The organism is Actinomadura sp. WMMB 499 (assembly GCF_008824145.1).
Classification (GTDB): Bacteria; Actinomycetota; Actinomycetes; order Streptosporangiales; family Streptosporangiaceae; genus Spirillospora.
The window spans coordinates 5,467,113-5,486,275 of the sequence record NZ_CP044407.1 but is presented as its reverse complement, the minus strand read 5'-3'; the positions used below and the strand labels follow the sequence as shown (position 1 = coordinate 5,486,275).

Here is a 19,163-nt window from a genome sequence, read left to right as displayed (position 1 = left end):
CCGAGCCAGCCCGACCTCAGGACGCCTTCCGGCCGCCTCCTGCCGTACTGATGGACTTTCGAAAGATCAAAGGGCCTCCCTATCCGGGAGGCCCTTTCTTTTCCCCGTAAACCCGCCGATCTCACGGCATCAGCCGCATCCGGACCTCCTGCAGCAGCCGCTGCCGCTGGACTTCCTCGTCCCGGTCCCCCGGACGGAAGCGGACCAGGCCGTCCTCGAGCACATGCCAGAACTGCGGATTCGGCGCCACGAGCCCCTGCCGGACCAGCCGCCGTATCTCGGGAAGTTCCATCCGCCCCACTTCGGCGGAAACCCGCTCCAGTGCCCGCCGGTCGGCCTGCTCCTGCCTCATGGCGTAGAGGAGCCCGCCGACGACGGCGAGTGCGGTGGCGACGATGAGGACGATCGTGTGAGGTGCCAGACCCAGACCCATCCGATCATTCTCCCCGCCCCCTCCAAAGCTCACAATCCCGCGCGGCGCCACATCGGTCACGGGGAACGGGCCCCGCCGCAGTCAGGCGTTCTCCAGCGCCGAACTCACCAGAGTGATCTACTTTCGGCACGGTTCGGGAGGGGGTCACAGGGGATGGGCGGCGTATCACGGCGACGGTTCCTGACCGCCGGAGGTCTGGTGGTGGCATCCGGAGGCGGCCTCGCGGCCCTGGTGGGAGCGGGTGCGCTCCCCGGCCGCGAACGGGCCGCGCGGACCATGGGACTGTGCGGCGATCTGCCCGCCCCGCCGCCGGTACGCCCGGGGCCCGTCCGGGAGCATTCCCTGCGCACGGGCGGCGAGTCCGCGCGCGTCGTGATCGGCCGACCGCCCGGTGCGGAGCTCGGGGCACCTCTGCCGGTCACGGTGCTGCTGCACGGCGGCGGCGGGGACGCGCGCACGCCCTTCGACAAGTACGCGATCCAGCGATATCTGGCCGACGCGGTGCGCAGCGGCGCGCCGCCCTTCGCCGTGGCGTCCGTGGACCGATGGTTCCGTGATGGTGTCGTCATGGACGGTCTGCTCCCGTTCCTGGCAGCCCAACGGCTGGACATCGGGCGTGTCGGCCTGCTCGGCTGGTCGATGGGCGGGGCCGGGGCGCTGCGGCTGGCGGCCGAGCACGGCGGCGGTCCGGTGGCCGCGGTGGTGGCGACCTCTCCGGCGATCGGCGACGCCGAGGCACGGGCGTACGGGCGGCGGCTGGCCGGGATCCCGGTGTGGGCCGGGTGCGGTAGCCATGACTCCTTCGCCGGACCGACCGAGGAACTCCTCGCCACCGTGCGCGATGCGGGCGGTCATCCGGAGGGCGGCATCCATTCCGGCTGTCACGACGCGGCGTTCCGCCGGAGGATGCTTCCCCGCCAACTGGCGTTCCTGGGCTCTCACCTGGCTTGACGCACGTTTCCCTGGGAGGCGCACCCCATCCGGGCACCGCGGACGGCCGCCCCTGCGGAAGGCACGTCCGCGCACTTGCGTCTCCCCCGAGGGGAGGTGCGATGGTCGGGAGCATGGATCGCGACGTCCTCGTAGTCGCGCCCCGCCGCGTGGACGAGTCGCGCCATGGCGTGCCCGACGGCGGCCGTCCGAAGGCGGCCGTCCGAAGGCGAGGGGACGGCGGTGGGGTCGGGCGGGGTTCGTGGGCGTCCCGCACAGTCGGCGCCGCTCCATCGTGTATCCGCGCACACTTGCCAAGAGCGGTGCACGCGGCGGATGATCGCGTTGACGTCAATGTCAACGCGCAGGTGAGGGGCGGTATGCACGGGATCTTGGTGGCCAACCGGGGAGAGATCGCAGTCCGGATCATGCGCGCCGCCGCCCAGGTCGGGGTGCGGTCGGTCGCCGTGCACCCCCAGGACGACGCGGGCTCGCTGCACACGCGGATCGCCGATCGGGCGCACGAGCTTCCCGGCGAGGGCGTCGCGGCGTACCTGGACATCGACCGGCTCGTCGATGCCGCGCGGGAGACCGGCTGCGACGCCGTCCATCCGGGATACGGGTTCCTCAGCGAGAACGCGGGGTTCGCCCGGCGGTGCGCGGAGGCGGGGCTCACGTTCATCGGTCCGCGCCCGGAACTGCTCGAACTGTTCGGCGACAAGTCCCGTGCGAGAGAGCTGGCGACGAGGCTCGGGGTGCCGGTGATACCGGGGACGCGGACGGCGGCGACGCTCGCGGAGGCGCGGGCGTTCGCGGCGGAGCACGGTCCCGTGATGCTGAAGGCGCTCGCGGGGGGCGGCGGCCGCGGGATGCGGGCCGTCGTGAATCCGGACGAGCTGGACGAGGCGTTCGAGCGGTGCCGTTCGGAGGCCCTGCAGGCGTTCGGCAACGGGGGCCTCTACCTCGAACGGCTGCAGACGTCGGCCCGGCACGTCGAGGTGCAGATAGCCGGGGACGGTTCGACGGTCCGGCACCTGTGGGACCGGGACTGCAGTGTGCAACGCAGGCATCAGAAGCTCGTCGAGATCGCACCGAGCCCCGGGCTGCCCGAGGACGTTCGCGACCGGCTGCTGGAGGCGGCCCTCCGGATGGCGGGGGAAGTCCGGTACGGGGGCCTCGGGACGTTCGAGTTCCTCGTGCAGGGCGACGAGTTCTGGTTCATCGAGGCGAACCCGCGCCTCCAGGTCGAGCACACGGTGACCGAAGAGGTCACGGGCGTCGATCTGGTGCAAGCACAGATCCGACTCGCGGAGGGTGCGTCCCTGCAAGAACTCGGCCTCACCCCCACAGAAACCGACCTCACCCCAACAGCAACCGACCTCGATCCAACAACGCCCGGCCACACCCCGGCAGCAACCAGCCTCGCCCCGGCAGCAACCGGCCACACCCCAACAGCAACCAGGCTCGACCATGCACCCGCCCCAGACGGCTTCGCCGTGCAGGTCCGCGTAAACCTGGAGACGCTCGACGCCAACAGCGGCGGCACCGGCGACGGGGCGCCGCGCCCGCGCGCGGGGACGCTGTCGGCGTTCGTCCCACCGACGGGACCGGGCGTGCGGGTCGACACGTACGGTTACCCCGGATACCGGACGAGCACGCGATACGACTCGCTCATCGCGAAGGTCATCGCGCGTGGGAGCACGTTCGAGGCGGCTCTGGCTCGGGCCTACGCGGCGCTGGGCGAGTTCCATGTCGAAGGGGTGCCGACCAACATCCCCCTCCTGCAGAACCTCCTACGGCATCCGGACATCGCGGCAGGGAACTGGACCACCACGTTCGTCACCGACAACCTGAACGAACTCCTCGGGGGCGATCACCGGCGCCTTTACTTCGAGCCCGAGAAACGGCCCGCCGAGGAGAGCACGACAACGGCACCGGAGGCCACGGAACCGGACGCGCCCGAGGCCACGGAGCCGGAGGCACCCGAGGGGACGGACGCGGTCGTCGCGCCGATGCAGGGCACGGTCGTGGCGCTGGAGGCGTCCGAGGGCGATCGCGTCGCGCCCGGGACCCGGCTGATGGTCCTCGAGGCCATGAAGATGGAGCACGTGGTCCGAGCGGGTTCGGGCGGGATCGTCCGGAAGGTCGTACCGGCGAAGGGTGATCTGGTCGACGAGGGCGCGCCGCTGTTCTACGTCGAGCCCGCCGACGTGACCGGCACGGCGGCGGCGGAGCGGGAGGCGGCCGACGACGGCTGGGCCGCCGAGGTCGAGGAGATCCACCGGCGCCGGGAGCTCGCCCGGCGCATGGGCGGTCCGGAGAAGGTCGCACGGCAGCACGCGTCCGGCCGGCTGACGGTCCGGGAACGCATCGGCCTGCTCGCGGACCCCGGCAGCTTCGCCGAGATCGGCTCGCTCACCGGCTTCGCCGAGCATGACGGCGACGGGCGCCTCACGTCGCTGCTGCCCGCGAACTTCGTCGCCGGGACGGCGCGGATCGACGGCCGCAAGGTCGTGCTGGGGGCCGACGACTTCACCGTCCGGGGCGGCTCGGGGGACGCGGCGATCCACGCGAAGCAGGTGTACGCCGAGGAGTACGCGCGGGAGATGCGGCTGCCGGTGGTGCGGCTGCTGGACGGCGCGAGCGGCGGCGGCAGCGTGAAGATGGCGACGGAGGCGGGGTTCACGTACGTGCCGGTGAATCCGGCGTGGGACGCGGTCGTGGACAACATGTCGCTGGTCCCGGTGGTCGCGGCGTGCCTCGGGCCGACGGTGGGGCTCGGCGCGGCCCGGCTCGTCATGTCGCACCTGTCGGTCATGGTGGAAGGGATCGGGCAGCTCTTCACGGCGGGGCCGCCGGTGGTGCGCGGCGGCACCGGCGAGGACCTCACCAAGGAGGAGCTGGGCGGCGCCGGGATCCACCGGGGCAACGGCGCGATCGAGCGCTTCGTGGGCACCGAAGAGGACGCCTTCGACGTCGTCCGGCGGTTCCTGTCGTACCTGCCGGGCAGCGTGTTCGAGCTCCCGCCGGTCTCCCCCGGCACCGACCCGGCCGACCGCCGCGCCGACGACCTGCTGACGGCCGTCCCCCGCGACCCGCGCGCGCCGTACCGCATCGATCCCATCCTGGACGCCGTGTTCGACGCGGGTTCGGTGTTCCGGTACGCCGAGTACGGGGGCGCGACGGTGACGGCGCTGGCGCGGCTGGACGGCCACCCGGTCGGCGTGATCGCCGCCGACCCGTTCCGGGGCGCCACGATGTCGGTCGAGGGCGCGCAGGCCGTCACCCGCCTGGTGGACCTGTGCGAGACGTTCCACCTGCCCGTCGTGAGCCTCACCGACCAGGCCGGGATGACGATCGGGTCGTCCGCCGAGCGACGCGCGACCATCCGGCACGGCGCGCGCGCCATCGCCGCCGTGTACCAGGCCAGGGTTCCGCAGGCGGAGCTGATCCTGCGGCGCGTGTACGGCGTGGGCGGGGCCGGGATCGTGAACCGGCACCGGCCCGGACGGAGCTGGGCGTGGCCGTCCGGCGACTGGGGTTCGCTGCCCGTGCAGGGCGGCGTCGAGGCGGCGTTCCGCGCGCACCTGCGGAACGCCGCGGACCCCGAACGCGAGCTCGAACGGCTCCGGGCGCAGCTCGCCGCGATCACCTCGCCGTTCCGGACGGCCGAGCGCTTCGGCGTCCAGGACCTCATCGACCCCCGCGACAGCCGCGCGCTGCTGTGCGACTGGGTCCGCGACGCCTACCGGCTGCTGCCCGAACTGACCGGACGCCCGTCGTTCGGCAACCGTCCCTGACCGCGGTGCCACCGACCGGGAGGAGGATCACCGGCTCCGGCAGGCGATCGTCGCCGAGCCGGCGGCCGGTGCATACGCTGGATCGCCATGGCCAAGACACCCTGGGCGGCCCGCACCGTCCGCGAAGGCAGGGACAGCGAGACCCGCTCCCTGCTCCTCGACTGCGCCGCCCGGGTCTTCGGCCGCCTCGGCTACGCCCGGACCACGATCGCCGACATCACGCGGGAGGCCGAGGTCTCCCGCGCCGCGTTCTACATCTACTTCGCCTCCAAGGCCGACGTCTTCGGGGCCGTGGCCCTGCGCGTCCGGGACGCCTTCCTCGCCGCCCACGAACTCCCCGGCGTGAACGCGGACGACCCGTACGAGCTGGCCCGCGAGTCCAGCGCGGCCTTCCTGCGGGCCTGCACCGACAACCTCGAACTGATGACGGTCATCGAGCACCAGGCCCTCGCGGACCCGGCCATCCACGCGATCTGGAGCGAGATACGCGAACGGCCGATGCACCGGACGTCCCGGTACATCGAGCGCCTGACCGTCCAGGGGCGGGCGCGTCCCGCGGCCCCGCCCCGCGTCATCGCCGAAGCCGCCTACGGCATCTTCACCCGGTTCGCCCACCACGTTGCGGCGAACCCCTCCGGCTACGACGAGACGGTCGACCACCTGACGTCGATGTACCTGCGTCTACTGGGCATCCCCGAACATCCAGGGGGTTCGCATCACGGAACCAGGCCCGACTCGTAGGCGACGATGACCAGCTGCGCCCTGTCCCGCGCATGCAGTTTCGCCAGGAGACGCCCCACGTAGGTCTTGACCGTCGCCAGGCTCAGGTGCAAGTGGTCGGCGATCTCACCGTTCGACAGGCCGCGCCCGACCAGCGTGAGCACCTCGCGCTCCCGTGCGGTGACGCCGTCCAGCCCGCGCACCGGCGCCCGTCCCGGCTCCGGGCGCCGCGCGAACTCCTCGATCAGCCGCCTGGTCACGGTGGGCGCGAGCAGCCCCTCCCCGGACGCGACGACGCGCACGGCCGCGAGCAGGTCGGCGGGCGGGACGTCCTTGAGCAGGAACCCGCTCGCCCCCGCGCGCAGCGCCGCGAACACGTAGGCGTCGAGGTCGAACATCGTCAGAATCAGGACACGGACCTCACTCTCGGTCCGTATCCGGCGGGTCGCCTCGATCCCGTCCATGCCGGGCATCCGGACGTCCATCAGGACGACGTCGGGCCGCAGCTCGCGGACGCGCCGCACCGCCTCGGCACCGTCCGCCGCCTCCCCCACGGCCGACAGGCCCGGCGCGGTCTCGATCAGCGCGCGGAAGCTGCCGCGCAGCAGCGCCTGGTCGTCGGCGACCAGCACCCGCACCGTCACGCGTCCGTCCCCGGGGCGGGCTCGCGGGGCGGCGCGTCCGCCCCGTAGGGCAGCGTCGCGACCACCCGGAAGCCGCCGCCGGGCAGCGGCCCCGCCATGAACCGGCCGCCGTACACGGCGACGCGCTCCCGCATCCCCACCAGGCCGTGCCCCCCGCCCCCGCCGCGCCCACCGGAGCCGTCGTCCACCACCTCGATCCGCACCACGCCCCGATCGTCGCGGACGCGGACCTCGCACCGCGCGGGCGCCGCGTGCTTGACGACGTTCGTCACCGCCTCCTGGACGATCCGGTGCACGGCGAGCCCGACACCGTCCGGCAGGCCGTCCGGGCACTTCAGTGACAGCTCCACCCGGACGCCCGCCGCGCGGACCCGTTCGGCGATGTCCGCGAGCCCGGCGAGTCCGGGCGGGGGCGGTTCCGCGCCGTCTCGCAGCACCCCCAGCAGCCTGCGCATCTCGCCGAGCGCCTCGCGGCTGGTGGCCTCGATGACCCGCAGCGCCTCCCGCGCCTCCGCGGGCCGCTCGGCCGCGATGTGGTTCGCGATGCCGGACTTGACCGCGATGAGCCCCATGCCGTGCGTGACCACGTCGTGCATCTCGCGGGCGATGCGCAGCCGTTCGTCCGTGACGATCTGGTGCTCGCGCTGCCGTTCGAGCAGTTCGGCGTTGCGCCTGCGCGCCCGGACGAGCCGTCCGATCGCCCACATCGCCGTGCAGAGTCCGACACCCACCAGGGTCCACCCGGCCGCGAACGGCCACTCCCACCGAGGACGGACGGCCTGTCCCAGCACGGTCGAAACAAGGGCGACACCGCAGCACCACACCAAGGCACGCCTCGACCCACCCTGCACGGCGACCAGGTAAAGGACGAACGCGACCACCACGAACGGCTCCCACAGCAGCCCCGCGACGGTGGCGGCTCCGGACAGCCCCAAAGCGACGTACAGCGCCCCCAGGGGCCATCGACGACGCACACAGAGCGCGCACCCGAGGCCAAGGGCCACGAACACCGACCCCAGGAACCACGGCGTGAAGTCGTCCCGGTCCTTGAGGAGGTTCCCGGCCACGAACACGTTCACGACCACCACGACGAACGCGGTGACCAGATCGAGCGCGAATCCACGGCGGCCTTCCACGCGCCGAACGGTATCCGCACGCCCGGCCTCGCACATCAGACCACCGTGGATCATCCCCAAGGAGGACGAACGCTCGACACCGTCCCCCTGGGACGACATCGCGATCGTCCACAGCGGGCCGATTCGCCGTCGGCACGAAACCACGACGGTTGGGGCATGACGAAGACGCACTTCACCGCCGCATCCCTGATCGCCGGGCCCGTCCTGCTCCTGACCGGGGTCCTGCTGCGCGCGCGCTTCCCGTTCTTCTTTCCCGACCAGCTCGCCGCGTACGACGGCCACCCGATCCTCGTCACCGCCTCCTACAGCGCGTTCGCCGCGGGCACGGTCGTCCTGTGCCCGGCCGTCCTGCACCTGGCCGGCCTCAACCGGACGGCCGCGCTCGGCGGTTCCCTGACGATCGTCGGCCTGTTCGCCCGGACGTTCCACGCGGGCATCGACCACCTGGCGTTCCAGCTCGTCGACGTGCAGGGACGCGCCGCCGCGACCGCCGCCGTCCGCGACTCCTACACCGGCTTCCACATCTTCCACTACGCGTCGTTCGCGATCATGCTCGGCTGGCCGCTGCTCGCCCTCGGCGCCCACCGGGCCGGCGTGCTCGGCGCGCCCCGCGCGCTCGCCCTGGCGCTCGCGGCCGCCCTGCCCCTCGGCGTCCTCAAGGGCACCACCCCGCTGTCGGTCGCCGCCACCACCGGGCTCGCCGCCGCGCTCGTCCCCCTCGGCGTCCGCACCCTCCTGGACGCCCCGCGCCCCTCGTCCCGCTCCCTCGCCCGCGCCGCCGCCCTCACGGCCGTCCTCGCGGGCCTCGCCTACGTCGCGTCCCTCGGCTGACCCCGGCGACCACCGTGGAGAGGGCCGCCCGGCCCGCCATCGCGGCGCCGCGAAGGTGTGCGCGAGGCGGGCGGATCGGCGGCCCGCTCAGCGGAAGGCGTCGGCGTTGCGCTCGGCCCACGCGGCGAAGGAGCGCGGCGCCAGGCCGAGGACCTCCTCGACGTCCGGGCTGATCGCCAGTTCCGCGCCGGTCGGCGCCCCCATGATGTCGAGGGTGCCGTCGGCCACGGGCTCGGGCATCACCCGCGTGAACCGGGCCATGGCCTGCGCGCGGGTCAGCTCCGTGAAGTGCAGCTCGGCCCCGATGGCGGCGCCGATCGCCGCGGCCTGCTCGCGCGGGCTGACCGGCGCCGGTCCGGTCAGCACGTACGTGCGCCCGTCGTGCCGCTCGTCCCGCAGCGCCACCGCCGCGACCTCGGCGATGTCGGCCGGGTCGACGAGCGGCAGCCCCACGTCGCCGAACGGCGCGGCGACCGTCCGGTCCGCGCGGACCGACGGGACGTGGGCGAGCGTGTTGGACGCGAACCCGCCCGGCCGCAGGATCGTCCAGTTCAGCCCGGACCCCATGAGGGCGCCCTCGAACTCGCGCAGCCGGGCGTGCGAGACCGCGCGCGGCCTGGTCCTCGACGCCTGCGAGGACAGCAGCACGACGCGCCGCACGCCCGCCGCCTCGATCACCTGGACGAGCCCGTCCGGGCTCCCGGCCCCGGCCAGCAGGTCGCCGGCCGGGCAGAGGAACACCGCGTCGGCACCGTCCAGCGCCGGCCGCAGGCTCCCGGCGTCGGCGAGGTCGGCCCGCACCGCCACGGCCCCGTCCGGCGCCTCGCCGATGTGCCGCGACACGGCGGTCACCTTCTCGCCCGCCTCGGTCAGCAGGCGCACCACGGTCCCTCCGACGTTCCCGGTCGCTCCGGTCACCACGATCATGTCGACTCCTAAGTGAGTTGGCTAACTAACTCGGGACCGTAGCACACGGTTCCGGCTAAAGTGAGTCGGGTGACCGACTCAACGATGTCGCGGGGCACCGCCAAGCGCCGCCGCCTGACGGCCGCCGCCGCGCGCGTGCTGCACGAGCAGGGCGTCGAGCGCACCACCATCGCCGACATCGCCAGGGCCGCCGACGTCCCGACCGGGAACGTGTACTACTACTTCAAGACCAAGGACGACCTCGTCCAGGCCGCCCTGCACGAGCACACCGTCCACCTGACCCGGCTCACGGACGAACTGGACAGGCTCCCCGACCCTCTGGACCGTCTGAAGGGCCTGATCGACGCCTGGGTCGGTCAACGCGACGTCGCGGCCCGCTACGGCTGCCCCACCGGCACCCTGGCCGCCGAACTCGACAAACGCCCCGAAGGCGGGCTCGACCTCGAGGCCGCGAAGGTCGTCCGCGTCCTTCTCGGCTGGGTCGAGCACCAGTTCCGCGAACTGGGGCTGCCCGACCCCGGCGGGCTCTCCGTCACCCTCGTCGCCGGCTACCAGGGCATGTCCCTCCTGGCCAACGCCCTGCGCGACCCGGACGTCATGACCCGCGAGGGCGCCCGGCTGGCCGGTTGGCTCGACGCCCTCCCCACCGCGCCGTCCGCCCCGGACGGCGGGAGCCGGTGAGACCCGAGGTGCTCGCGGACGATCCGTCCCCGGGGACACGGACCATCCCGAACCCGAGGCGCGACCGCCGCCCCGAAGCGACCGCCGGCCCGAAGCGACCGCCGCCCCGGTGGCGGGCGTCGACCGTCCAGCCTCGGAGTCAGCCGTCCAGCATGCCGTGCAACTCCACGAGGATCTCTTCCCAGCCCGGCATGTCCGCTTGCGGATCGAAGAGCATGCGGACCCCCATCGAACGCAGATCCTCCAGGCTCCGCCGGAACGCCACGTGTGCGGCCAGTTCGGGTTTGACCTGCGGGACCGCCAGCATCGGCATCCCCATGCCCGCGAGCTCGCAGAGCATCCCGACCGCCACCGTGTCCGTGATGCCGAGAGCCCACTTGTTGATCGTGTTGAACGTGGCCGGAGCGACCACGACGGCGTCGGCCGGGGGCAGCCCGTTGGACGTCTCGTGCGGGGCCCGGAAGTCGGTCCGCACCGGCCCGCCGGTCAGCTCGGCGAGCCGGTCGACGTCCAGGAACCGGGCCCCCATCGGGGTCGCGATCACCCGGACATGCCAGCCCGCGTCCTGCGCCGGCCCCACGAGCGCCCCGATGCCGGACGCCGCGGGCGTCCCGCACACGAACGCGTAGAGAACTCTCGCCGAGGTCACGAGCCTCACCAGCCGGGCGGCAGTTCGTCAGGGCACCGGGTCCACCACCAGCGGATCTCCCGCCCCTCGGCCAGCGGGCGCCAGTACTTCGACAACTCCGCGCCGCCGTCCTCGTGGGTGACGTCCCGGTAGCGCGCGTCGAGCCGCCCCGCACACCAGCCGGCCTTGGCGCGCGTCCCCGGCGGCATCGCGTCGAGGAACTCCTCGATCTCGTCCCTGACGGTGAGGACGTTCATGTACTCGTACACCATGTAGTAGTCCTGGCGGCGCCAACCGGCCTCCATCCGAGAGATCAGGTTCTCCCAGAGGCGCAGGCACTTCACGACGCTGTAGATGGGCTCGGACAGCTGGACCGCGCGCCCGGCGTTCTCCCGCGCCAGCCTCTGCAGGTCGAGAACCGCGATCGCCTGCCGATCCTCGACGGTGAGCCCCCGGACCAGCCGTGCCGTCTCGCCCCTTCTCGTCCGGCCTTCAGTCACCACGAGGGGAGACCCCCATCCATCGCCGGCGCTCGCGCCCTGTGTCGAAGTCCGAACCGCCTCCTACGGACCGCACCGGCACCCGCCGACCCTGGAGCCAGCTGACCGAGTCATACGGCGACCACCTTGATGGACTTCCCGCAGAGGGTCGTCATGTCGTCCTCATCGGACGTCAGAAGGACCGCGGGCTTCGGAGCCTGGAGTGCGGTGGCGGCGACTACCGCGTCGATGGCGTACTTGTGCCCGTGAAGCCGGTGAGCACGAAGCAGGTCGATGGCCGCCGTACTGATCTCTTCGGTGACCGGTTCGATGCGGAGCCTGGAGAGATACCAGCGAAGCCTGTCCGGCTTGGTCCGAACGTCCTGGGCTTCTACTGGAGTGAGCGCACTGATCACTACACGGAAGTCGTTGTCGTGAGCTTCGCGGACCAGAGCCGTGACGCGTCGATCGGCTTGGCACCACTTGACCAGTCCTTCGCAGTCGAGGACGAGCGTGCCCGCGCTCAGCCTGCTTCGTGACCGGCCCACTCGGCACCCTCCTGGAGCTCGGGTGCGGCCTTGACGGCACGGAAGAGATCTGCGGCTTCATCGCGCAGCACCTGCGGAATCGGCCCGGAAGCGTTCTCATTGGCCTGCAGCGCCTCTTCGAGCAGGTCACGCTCTATCTGGCGCTCGACGGCGGCATCGACGTAGGCGGAGAAGCCACGGCTCCCCACCCGTTCACGGACAGCGCGAATGTTTCCGGCTCGCAGCGAGACGCTCGCCTTCACGGCCGGGCCTTCGCCCAGGCCGAACTCCTTCTCCTCCGCAGCCACGCCCTCAGTTTACTACCTCAAGTAGCAAACCGAGGGCGGTCTCTGCTACTCGGCCGGAGCCACGCCTACCGGGCAGGACAGGCCGGTTCCGGCGATGCCGCAGTAGCCGTTGGGGTTCTTATTGTCCGAGAGGTACTGCTGGTGGTAGTCCTCGGCGAAGTAGAAGTCGCCGGCACCCGTGATCTGCGTGGTGATGGGGCCGTAGCCGGCGGACGTGAGGACGTTCTGGTACGCGTCGCGGGAGGCTTCGGCGGCCTCGCGCTGGGCGTCGTCGCGGTGGAAGATCGCGGAGCGGTACTGGGTGCCGACGTCGTTGCCCTGGCGCATGCCCTGGGTCGGGTCGTGGGCCTCCCAGAAGACGCGCAGGAGGTCGGTGAAGGTGACCCGGGACGGGTCGTAGACGACGCGGACGGTCTCGGTGTGGCCGGTCAGGCCACTGCAGACCTCTTCGTAGGTGGGGTTGGGCGTGTAGCCGCCCTCGTAGCCGACGGCGGTGGAGACGACGCCGGGGGTCTGCCAGAACTTGCGTTCGGCGCCCCAGAAGCAGCCGAGGGCGAACTCGGCGATCTCGACGCCGTCCGGGTAGGGCGGCGCGAGCGGGGCGTCCAGGACGTCGTGGCGCGGCGGCACCGGGATGGGCTCGTCCCGACCGGGCAGCGCCTTCTCCGGGGAGACCATCTGGGTCTTGGCTAGGCCGAACATGTCTTCAGGTTAGCTCTTCGGACCGGACGTCATGGGCCCCTCTGGAGCGGATTCGCGGGAGCGGCTAAAGTGCCGGGCGTCACATTCCGATCCGAGGAGTTTCGTTGCGCGTGCTCAGCGTCACTGTGTTGGGGGGCGTCCTCATCGCCGCGGGGCTGGCGGTGCCCGCCGCGGGCGAGGCCACGACCGGTGCGCGCGGTGGTGTGACGGTGGATCCCGGGATGGCGCGGCCGGGCGACGAGGTGAAGGTCTCCGTGCCGGGGTGCAGTGCGGGGACGGTGTCGTCCCCGGCGTTCGAGAGGGTCCGGCTGGACGAGGGCGCGGGGTCGGCGATCGTCCGGACGGGCACGGAGTCCGGCACCCACACCGTGCGGGTGCGGTGCGGGGACCGGGCGTTCTCGGGCGAGTTCCGGGTGACGAGCCGGCTCACGTGGCCGCCGCTGCTGCCCGCGGAGTGACGACGATCGGGACGCTGGTGACGCCGATCACACCGGTCGGCCAGTCCACCCGGGGGCTCTGCCCGGGGGCGATCTCGTACTCGGGGACGCGGCGGTGGAACTCCTCGAGGACGACGCGGAGCTCGGTGCGCGCGAGGTGGATCCCGAGGCACCGGTGGGGGCCGCTGCCCCAGGTGAGGTTGTTGTAGTCGCGGGACGGGTCGAAGGCGTCGGGGTCGTCGAGGTCGGCCGGGTCGCGGTTGGCGGCGCCGACGGCGACACCGACGGGTGAGCCCGCGGGGATCGGGACGCCCGCGAGGACGACGTCCTCGGTGGCGACACGGGGGACCACGGCGTTCGCGGGGTCGACGCGGAGCATCTCCTCGACGGCGGCCGGGATCGCGGCGGGGTCGGACGCGACGAGGCCGCGCAGCTCGGGACGGGACGCGAGCTTCGCGAACATCAGGCTGAGGGCGTTGGTGACGGAGTCGACGCCGGCGAGGACGAACAGGAAACAGAGCCCGACGGCCTCCTCGTCGGTGAAGTCGGAGTCGTCGAACAGGCTGCGCAGCAGGCCTCCCGCGCGGCCCGCGCGGGAGGCGGCGACGTGGGCGCTGACGTACTCGAAGAGTTCGGCGGCCGACGCCATGGCCTCCGGGGGCGCCTCGCCGGCGCCGGAGAGATCGGCCATCCGGATGATGACCTCGCGCCAGTCCATGAGGCGGTCGAGGTCGCTCAGGGGCAGGCCGAAAAGGCTGAGGAAAACCTTGGCCGGGACCGGACGGGCGAGATCGGCGACAAGGTCGGCCGACCGTCCGGTGGCGAACTCGTCGACGATCTCGACGACCTGTGCCCGGACGGTGTCCTCGAGCGCGGCCGCGGCGCGGGGCGTGAAGAACGGTTGCAGAAGCCGCCGGTAACGGGTGTGATCGGGCGGGTCGAAGGCGATGGGGACGAGCGGGACGGGGCTGCCGAGGGTGTCGAAGGCCCGCTCGGAGGAGAACGTCTCCGGATTCTTGAAGACGTGTTCGGCCAGCTCACGAGTGGTGACGAGGTATCCCGCGTCGGACCGGACGACCGGTCCCGCGGCGCGCAGGATCGCGTAGCCGTCACCCCGGTCGTCCGCCATGGGCAGCCTGTCCATCCGCAGAACGCCGTTCTCGTGTACGTCCTGCAGCGCGGCGTCGTCTCGAGCAGCCATGACCGTCCCGTAGGTGAAGAGCCTTCAGCACTGACGCGCGAGATGTTAGGACCTGACCGGTTCGTTGGGAAGTGCCCGGATCATGTCGACGCAACGGCCCCTATCAGACGGTCGGCTTTTCAGAAAAATTGACCCATCCTCCACCTACTCAGTAATGGTGCTTTTGTCTGATTTGTCGCATTCACTACACTCGATCATCTGACCACGGAGAGCAATGTCGGCCTCCGGTGCAGCCTTGAGCTGGGAGAACGTGGCGCACCTGTCTCGCGAGCTGAGACAAGGTGTTCAGTCAGTGATAAAGGCCACTCCGCTTTGGCCGAACTTTCTTCCCCTTCGCCCCTTGAAGCCGGTAATTGATCATGTGATACTCCCAGCGAAAGACACAAAACACCCCAAGTCCCACAAGGGTGACTAGAAGCCCCATCAACGACCATCTCGGACGAGGTCGCCGGAGGCGGCCCGTCCGCCGTACACCGAGCAGTTCCAACTCCAGATCGAGGGGCAGTCGGAAGTGTCCGTTGACGTCGGTGTTGCGCCCGCCCGAAAAGCCAAGAACTTTCCGCTCTACCAGACGCTTACCCGGTTCGTCCGGGATCCGCTGAGGGAGATCCAGCGGATCAGCAACGCCGCCGACGGGCAGGTGGCACGGCTGGACCTCGGCGCGTCCCGGCCGTTCATCGTCACCCACCCCGACCACGTGCAGCAGGTCCTGCGGACCGAGTCGGAGATCTTCGTCCGCGATGGAACGTTCTGGCGGCCACTCCACGGTCTGTTCGGCGACAGCATCATGTCCGAGTACGCCGAGTGGGAAGTCAGCAAGCGCATTCTGCAGCCGGTGCTGTCGACCAAGACGATCCGGTCGCTGAGCGAGCACATGGCCTCGACCATCGACCAGGCGGTCGGCGAGCTGGCCGGACCGGCCCGGGAGGGCCGGCCGATCGAGGTGCTGCCCGAGATGGGGCGGATCGTCAACGACACCGTCACCCGGGTGCTTTTCGGCGACAAGATCCGCCAGGCCGAGGCCGACCGGCTGATCCCCGCGATGGAGCAGCTCGCCACCTCCATCGCGTTCCGCTTCCTGCTGCCGTTCGTCCCGAAATCGATCCCGCTGCCCGGTGACCGCGCCTTCGCCGAGGGGCTGCGGGCCATGGACGAGACGCTGTTCGAACTCGTCGACCGGTTCAGGTACGACGCCGGCGAGGGATACGACATCTTCACCGCCCTCTGCAAGGCGCGGATGACCGAGGGCAGCGGCCTCGACGACACCTGGATCCGCGACAACCTGCTGGCCATGTGGGCGACCAGCACGGAGACCACCACGGTGGCGCTGACCTGGATCTGGCCCCTGCTCGCCGGGCGTCCGGACGTGGCCGGCCGGCTCGCCGACGAGGTCCGCGCGGTCGTCGCGCCCGGCGAGGCCGTCCGCCCGGAGCACCTGTCGGAGCTGCCTTACGTGCGGCAGGTCGTCCAGGAACTCCTGCGCCTGTATCCGGTGGGCTGGATCTTCCCGCGGATCACCCTCAAGGAGACCGAGATCGGCGGGGTAAGGGTGAAGGCTGGGCAGACCGTACTGATCAGCCCTTTCCTGACTCAGCGCCTCGAGTCGGTGTGGGAGGGCGCGGCGGAGTTCAGGCCGGAACGGTTCGCGCCGGACAAGGCCCGCACCTACCACCGCTACGCCTACTTCCCCTTCGGCGGCGGACCCCACCAGTGCATCGGCCGGCACGTCTTCAACATGGAGGCGGAGCTGATCCTGACCTCCGTGATCAGCCGGTTCACGCCGCAGGTGCAGCCGACCGAAGGGCCGGTCGAGCCCCGCATCGGTGCCACGCTCCGCCCGAACCAGCCGATCCACATGCTCCTCCACCCCGTGGAAGGACGCTGATGCGCGCCGCACCGCGGGCGGCGCCGCCGGACCGGTCCGCCGGGTCTCCCCCCTCCGGCATCCCCGCCTTGGAGGCCGGGACGATCTGCGCCGTCGCGGGGCAGTCGCAACGGCAGATGCGCGCCTGGGCCGCGGACTTTCCGGCGCTGTACGACGCGAAGGCGTTCGACCCGGCGCTGTTCAGCACGCTGGCGCTGGCCGCGGCGTTCAGCGGACCGGGCCGGACCGCCGACGGACTGCGGATGGCGAACCGCGCCTGCCTGTGGTGCTTCGGACTCGACTGGCTGATCGACTACGCGGCGACGTCGCGCGCCGAGGTGGACGGTCTCGTCCGCCGCTGCGTCGAGGTGGCCGCCGGTACGCCGCCGGAGGCCGCGAGCCGCGGCCGCTCGGTGGCCGAGGCCGAGCTGCTGCGGTTCCTCGCCGACGTGCGGGACGAACTGGCGGGGGCGCCCGCGTTCGGCGACCTCGGCGACGTCTGGCTGGACGAGTTGCGCCGGGTGCTCGACGCGATGGCCCTGGAATGGGGCTGGAACGCCGCCCGCGAAGCCGCCGGAACCGGCGGGCGCGCCGGTCCGGCGTTCGAGGAGTACCTCGCGAACGCCGACAACCTCGGGTTCTCGTTCGTGCTCGTCTCACATTGGATCTCCTCCGGCGGCGGCGGTGACGTGGCCGCGGTGCGGGAGGCGAGCCGGGCGGTCCAGCGTGTCGTCCGGCTGCTGAACGATCTCGGCACGTACAAGCGGGACCTGGAGTGGGGCGACCTCAACGCGCTGCTGCTCGACCGGACCCGCGCGGAAGTCGAGGAACGCATCGGGGAGCTGACCACCGAGGCCCGCACGCTGCTCCGGGGCGCGGGGGCGTCCGCCCCGGAACTGGCGGCATACATGGAACGGCAGATGGACTTCTGCGCGGGCTTCTACGGAGTGACCGACTTCTGGGGCGCCCTGTGAGCATCGACGCCCGGCCGCCGGCCGGCACCTCCGTCACGTCCGCCTGGCCCCCGGCCGCCGGGCCGCCGGCCGCCGGGCCGCCGACCGCCGACCCCCCGGGCGCGGGGCCCGCCGCGGAGCTCGCCGCGGCGGCCCGCGAGCTGATGGACGGGCTGGTCGCGCACCCGTGGGGGCAGGCCTCGGCCTCGGTTTACGAGACGGGACGGCTCGTCACGTTCGCGCCGTGGCTCAGCGGTCACGCTGAGCGCGTGGAGTTCCTGCTGGCGAGCCAGCGCCCGGACGGGACGTGGGGTGCGCCCGACGACGGGTACGCACTCGTCCCGACGCTGAGCGCGGCCGACGCGCTGCTGACGGTGCTGACCCGCGAGCCGGCGGCCGGTGCGGAGCCGGCCGGGGACGGCACGGCGGTCGCCCGGGCGGCCGGGCGCGCGCTTGGCGCGATCGACGCCCGGATGTGCGGCCCGGCCGCCGCGGGACTCGACCTGCCCGACCTCCCCGCCATTGAGCTGATCGCGCCCGCGCTGGTCGCGCGCGTCAACGCGACGCTGCAGGCGCTCCGGGAGCGCCCGGTGCCGGGGCTGGCGGCGTGGGCGGGGCGCAGCCTGGACGCCCCCGCGGGTCTGGACGGCGCGAAGCTCGCTCTCGTCCGGTCGCTGTTCGCGTCCGGAGCCGACGTGCCGCAGAAGCTCGTGCACGCGCTGGAGGTCGCCGGGGAGGCGGCGGCCGGGCTGCCGCGGCTGCGTCCGGAGCCGACCGGCACGATCGGCGCGTCTCCGGCGGCCACCGCGGCGTGGCTGGGCGGCGAGCCGGGCGAGCCGAGCAACCCGGCGCGCTGGTACCTGGAAACCGTCGTGGCCGAGCACGGCGGCCCGGTGCCGTGCGGCTTCCCGCTGACGGTGTTCGAGCGCGGGTGGGTACTCGCGTGGCTGGCGCGCGCGGGCGTCCCGTTCGCGGTGCCGCCGGAGCTGGTGCTGAGCCTGACCGCGCCGCTCGGCCCGCTGGGCACCCCGGCGGCGGACGGCCTGCCGGCGGACGCCGACACGACCTCGGGGGCGCTGTACGCGCTGGCGCTGCTGGGCGCGCCGCATCCGCCCGACGCGCTGCACCGCTACGAACTGGACACGCATTTCTGCACGTGGCAGGGCGAGGACGGCGCCTCGGTCACGACGAACGCGCACGTGCTGGAGGCTTTCGGGCAGTACCTGGCCGCGCGATCGGACGGGCTGGACGCCGCGACCGCCGCGCGTTACGCGGCGTCCGCGCGGAAGGCGGCCCGCTGGCTGCGCGGGCGGCAGAACGCGGACGGGAGCTGGTCCGACCGCTGGCACGCGTCGCCCTTCTACGCGACGGCGTGCGCGTCGATCGCGCTGGCCGCGTTCGGCGGCCCGGAGGCGGCGGGAGCGGTGGCCGCGGCCAGGCGCTGGACGCTGGCGTCGCAGCGGGCGGACGGCTCGTGGGGACGCTGGCAGGGCACCGCGGAGGAGACCGCGTACGCCGTGCAGGTGCTGGGGCTGACCGGCGGGACGACGGGCGGGACGGCCGGCGGGGCCGCCGGCGGGGCCGCCGACGCGGACGTGCGCCGCGCGGTGGAGCGTGGACGACCGCATCTGCGGCGCTCGCTCGCCGCTCCCGCGGACGCGGACGACGAGCCGCAGATGTGGCAGGACAAGGACCTGTACCGTCCCGCGGCGATCGTCCGCGCCGCGGTCATCGCGGCGCTTTCCCTGGTAGAAGACTTTCGGTGAAGTGAATTCCGCCACATCCGACTTGCCCCGCAGCACCCTCAAATGCGGCAAAGCCGTACTCGTTGACGGTTCACCTTGAGGGGGTATGGTCATGTTGCTAGTCTTCTACGCCGTATGGAACGGTGACTAGCGGTCGCCCTTGCATCCCACAGAACCCTCCCGCGGACCGTGCCGCTAAACCAGGCGGAGGCGGTTG

The 19,163-nt window shown here is 72.2% G+C and carries 19 protein-coding genes; 9 read left to right on the top strand and 10 right to left on the bottom strand.

Annotation, left to right across the window (positions count from 1 at the left end):
• Positions 1 to 121: 121 nt before the first annotated feature.
• Positions 122 to 433, bottom strand: a complete 312-nt coding sequence (locus tag F7P10_RS24565; RefSeq protein WP_151012613.1) for a hypothetical protein — start codon at positions 431 to 433, stop codon at positions 122 to 124.
• A 198-nt stretch (positions 434 to 631) separates the two neighbouring features.
• Between F7P10_RS24565 and F7P10_RS24560 the strand changes: the two genes are divergently transcribed.
• The 3 genes from F7P10_RS24560 (at position 632) to F7P10_RS24545 (ending at position 5,904) form a co-directional block, all read left to right on the top strand.
• Complete coding sequence (locus tag F7P10_RS24560) at positions 632 to 1,384, top strand: esterase family protein (RefSeq protein WP_151012611.1); 753 nt, start codon at positions 632 to 634, stop codon at positions 1,382 to 1,384.
• 359 nt (positions 1,385 to 1,743) lie between these two features.
• Positions 1,744 to 5,163 (top strand): carboxyl transferase domain-containing protein, encoded by a 3,420-nt coding sequence (locus tag F7P10_RS24550; protein WP_254715997.1) that lies wholly within the window; start codon positions 1,744 to 1,746, stop codon positions 5,161 to 5,163.
• A gap of 87 nt (positions 5,164 to 5,250) precedes the next feature.
• On the top strand, positions 5,251 to 5,904 hold the full coding sequence (locus tag F7P10_RS24545; RefSeq protein WP_176611642.1) for a TetR/AcrR family transcriptional regulator: 654 nt from the start codon (positions 5,251 to 5,253) through the stop codon (positions 5,902 to 5,904).
• Here the strand turns inward: F7P10_RS24545 and F7P10_RS24540 are convergent.
• Positions 5,880 to 6,527 (bottom strand): response regulator transcription factor, encoded by a 648-nt coding sequence (locus F7P10_RS24540; protein ID WP_176611641.1) that lies wholly within the window; start codon positions 6,525 to 6,527, stop codon positions 5,880 to 5,882. The two genes, F7P10_RS24545 and F7P10_RS24540, sit on opposite strands and share 25 nt — an antisense overlap.
• Positions 6,524 to 7,663, bottom strand: a complete 1,140-nt coding sequence (locus F7P10_RS24535) for a sensor histidine kinase (protein WP_176611640.1) — start codon at positions 7,661 to 7,663, stop codon at positions 6,524 to 6,526. The genes F7P10_RS24540 and F7P10_RS24535 overlap by 4 nt, the downstream gene beginning before the upstream one ends.
• 156 nt (positions 7,664 to 7,819) lie before the next feature.
• Here F7P10_RS24535 and F7P10_RS24530 point away from each other — a divergent pair, with 156 nt between their 5' ends.
• Positions 7,820 to 8,494: a hypothetical protein gene (locus tag F7P10_RS24530; RefSeq protein WP_151012605.1), complete on the top strand. Its 675-nt coding sequence runs from the start codon at positions 7,820 to 7,822 to the stop codon at positions 8,492 to 8,494.
• A gap of 87 nt (positions 8,495 to 8,581) precedes the next feature.
• On the opposite strand, the gene F7P10_RS24525 is transcribed toward F7P10_RS24530, so the two are convergent.
• Positions 8,582 to 9,421 (bottom strand): SDR family oxidoreductase, encoded by an 840-nt coding sequence (locus F7P10_RS24525; protein ID WP_151012603.1) that lies wholly within the window; start codon positions 9,419 to 9,421, stop codon positions 8,582 to 8,584.
• A 69-nt stretch (positions 9,422 to 9,490) separates the two neighbouring features.
• Between F7P10_RS24525 and F7P10_RS24520 the strand changes: the two genes are divergently transcribed.
• Complete coding sequence (locus tag F7P10_RS24520) at positions 9,491 to 10,102, top strand: TetR/AcrR family transcriptional regulator (protein ID WP_254715996.1); 612 nt, start codon at positions 9,491 to 9,493, stop codon at positions 10,100 to 10,102.
• 139 nt (positions 10,103 to 10,241) lie between these two features.
• Here F7P10_RS24520 and F7P10_RS24515 read toward each other — a convergent pair whose 3' ends face one another.
• From F7P10_RS24515 to msrA, 5 genes are all read right to left on the bottom strand, one after another.
• The gene (locus F7P10_RS24515; protein WP_254715995.1) at positions 10,242 to 10,751 is read right to left on the bottom strand and encodes a flavoprotein; all 510 of its coding nucleotides are present in this window, start codon (positions 10,749 to 10,751) and stop codon (positions 10,242 to 10,244) included.
• Between the two features lie 5 nt (positions 10,752 to 10,756).
• On the bottom strand, positions 10,757 to 11,233 hold the full coding sequence (locus F7P10_RS24510; RefSeq protein ID WP_151012600.1) for a hypothetical protein: 477 nt from the start codon (positions 11,231 to 11,233) through the stop codon (positions 10,757 to 10,759).
• A gap of 107 nt (positions 11,234 to 11,340) precedes the next feature.
• Positions 11,341 to 11,757: a PIN domain-containing protein gene (locus F7P10_RS24505; RefSeq protein ID WP_151012598.1), complete on the bottom strand. Its 417-nt coding sequence runs from the start codon at positions 11,755 to 11,757 to the stop codon at positions 11,341 to 11,343.
• The gene (locus F7P10_RS24500; RefSeq protein WP_151012596.1) at positions 11,733 to 12,044 is read right to left on the bottom strand and encodes a hypothetical protein; all 312 of its coding nucleotides are present in this window, start codon (positions 12,042 to 12,044) and stop codon (positions 11,733 to 11,735) included. The genes F7P10_RS24505 and F7P10_RS24500 overlap by 25 nt, the downstream gene beginning before the upstream one ends.
• Before the next feature lie 45 nt (positions 12,045 to 12,089).
• Positions 12,090 to 12,746, bottom strand: a complete 657-nt coding sequence (gene msrA, locus F7P10_RS24495) for a peptide-methionine (S)-S-oxide reductase MsrA (protein ID WP_151012594.1) — start codon at positions 12,744 to 12,746, stop codon at positions 12,090 to 12,092.
• A gap of 110 nt (positions 12,747 to 12,856) precedes the next feature.
• Here msrA and F7P10_RS24490 point away from each other — a divergent pair, with 110 nt between their 5' ends.
• Complete coding sequence (locus tag F7P10_RS24490) at positions 12,857 to 13,204, top strand: hypothetical protein (protein WP_151012592.1); 348 nt, start codon at positions 12,857 to 12,859, stop codon at positions 13,202 to 13,204.
• Here F7P10_RS24490 and F7P10_RS24485 read toward each other — a convergent pair.
• Positions 13,173 to 14,384, bottom strand: a complete 1,212-nt coding sequence (locus tag F7P10_RS24485) for a cytochrome P450 (RefSeq protein WP_151012590.1) — start codon at positions 14,382 to 14,384, stop codon at positions 13,173 to 13,175. The two genes, F7P10_RS24490 and F7P10_RS24485, sit on opposite strands and share 32 nt — an antisense overlap.
• 511 nt (positions 14,385 to 14,895) lie before the next feature.
• Here F7P10_RS24485 and F7P10_RS24480 point away from each other — a divergent pair.
• The 3 genes from F7P10_RS24480 to F7P10_RS24470 are packed head-to-tail and all read left to right on the top strand — an operon-like array spanning position 14,896 to position 18,967.
• Positions 14,896 to 16,269 carry a cytochrome P450 gene (locus F7P10_RS24480; RefSeq protein WP_176611639.1) on the top strand — a complete coding sequence of 458 codons (1,374 nt, stop codon included), beginning with the start codon at positions 14,896 to 14,898 and terminating at the stop codon, positions 16,267 to 16,269.
• Positions 16,269 to 17,222: a terpene synthase family protein gene (locus tag F7P10_RS24475; RefSeq protein ID WP_254715994.1), complete on the top strand. Its 954-nt coding sequence runs from the start codon at positions 16,269 to 16,271 to the stop codon at positions 17,220 to 17,222. The genes F7P10_RS24480 and F7P10_RS24475 overlap by 1 nt, the downstream gene beginning before the upstream one ends.
• The gene (locus tag F7P10_RS24470; protein ID WP_254715993.1) at positions 17,219 to 18,967 is read left to right on the top strand and encodes a prenyltransferase/squalene oxidase repeat-containing protein; all 1,749 of its coding nucleotides are present in this window, start codon (positions 17,219 to 17,221) and stop codon (positions 18,965 to 18,967) included. The genes F7P10_RS24475 and F7P10_RS24470 overlap by 4 nt, the downstream gene beginning before the upstream one ends.
• The last annotated feature ends 196 nt before the right edge of the window (positions 18,968 to 19,163 follow it).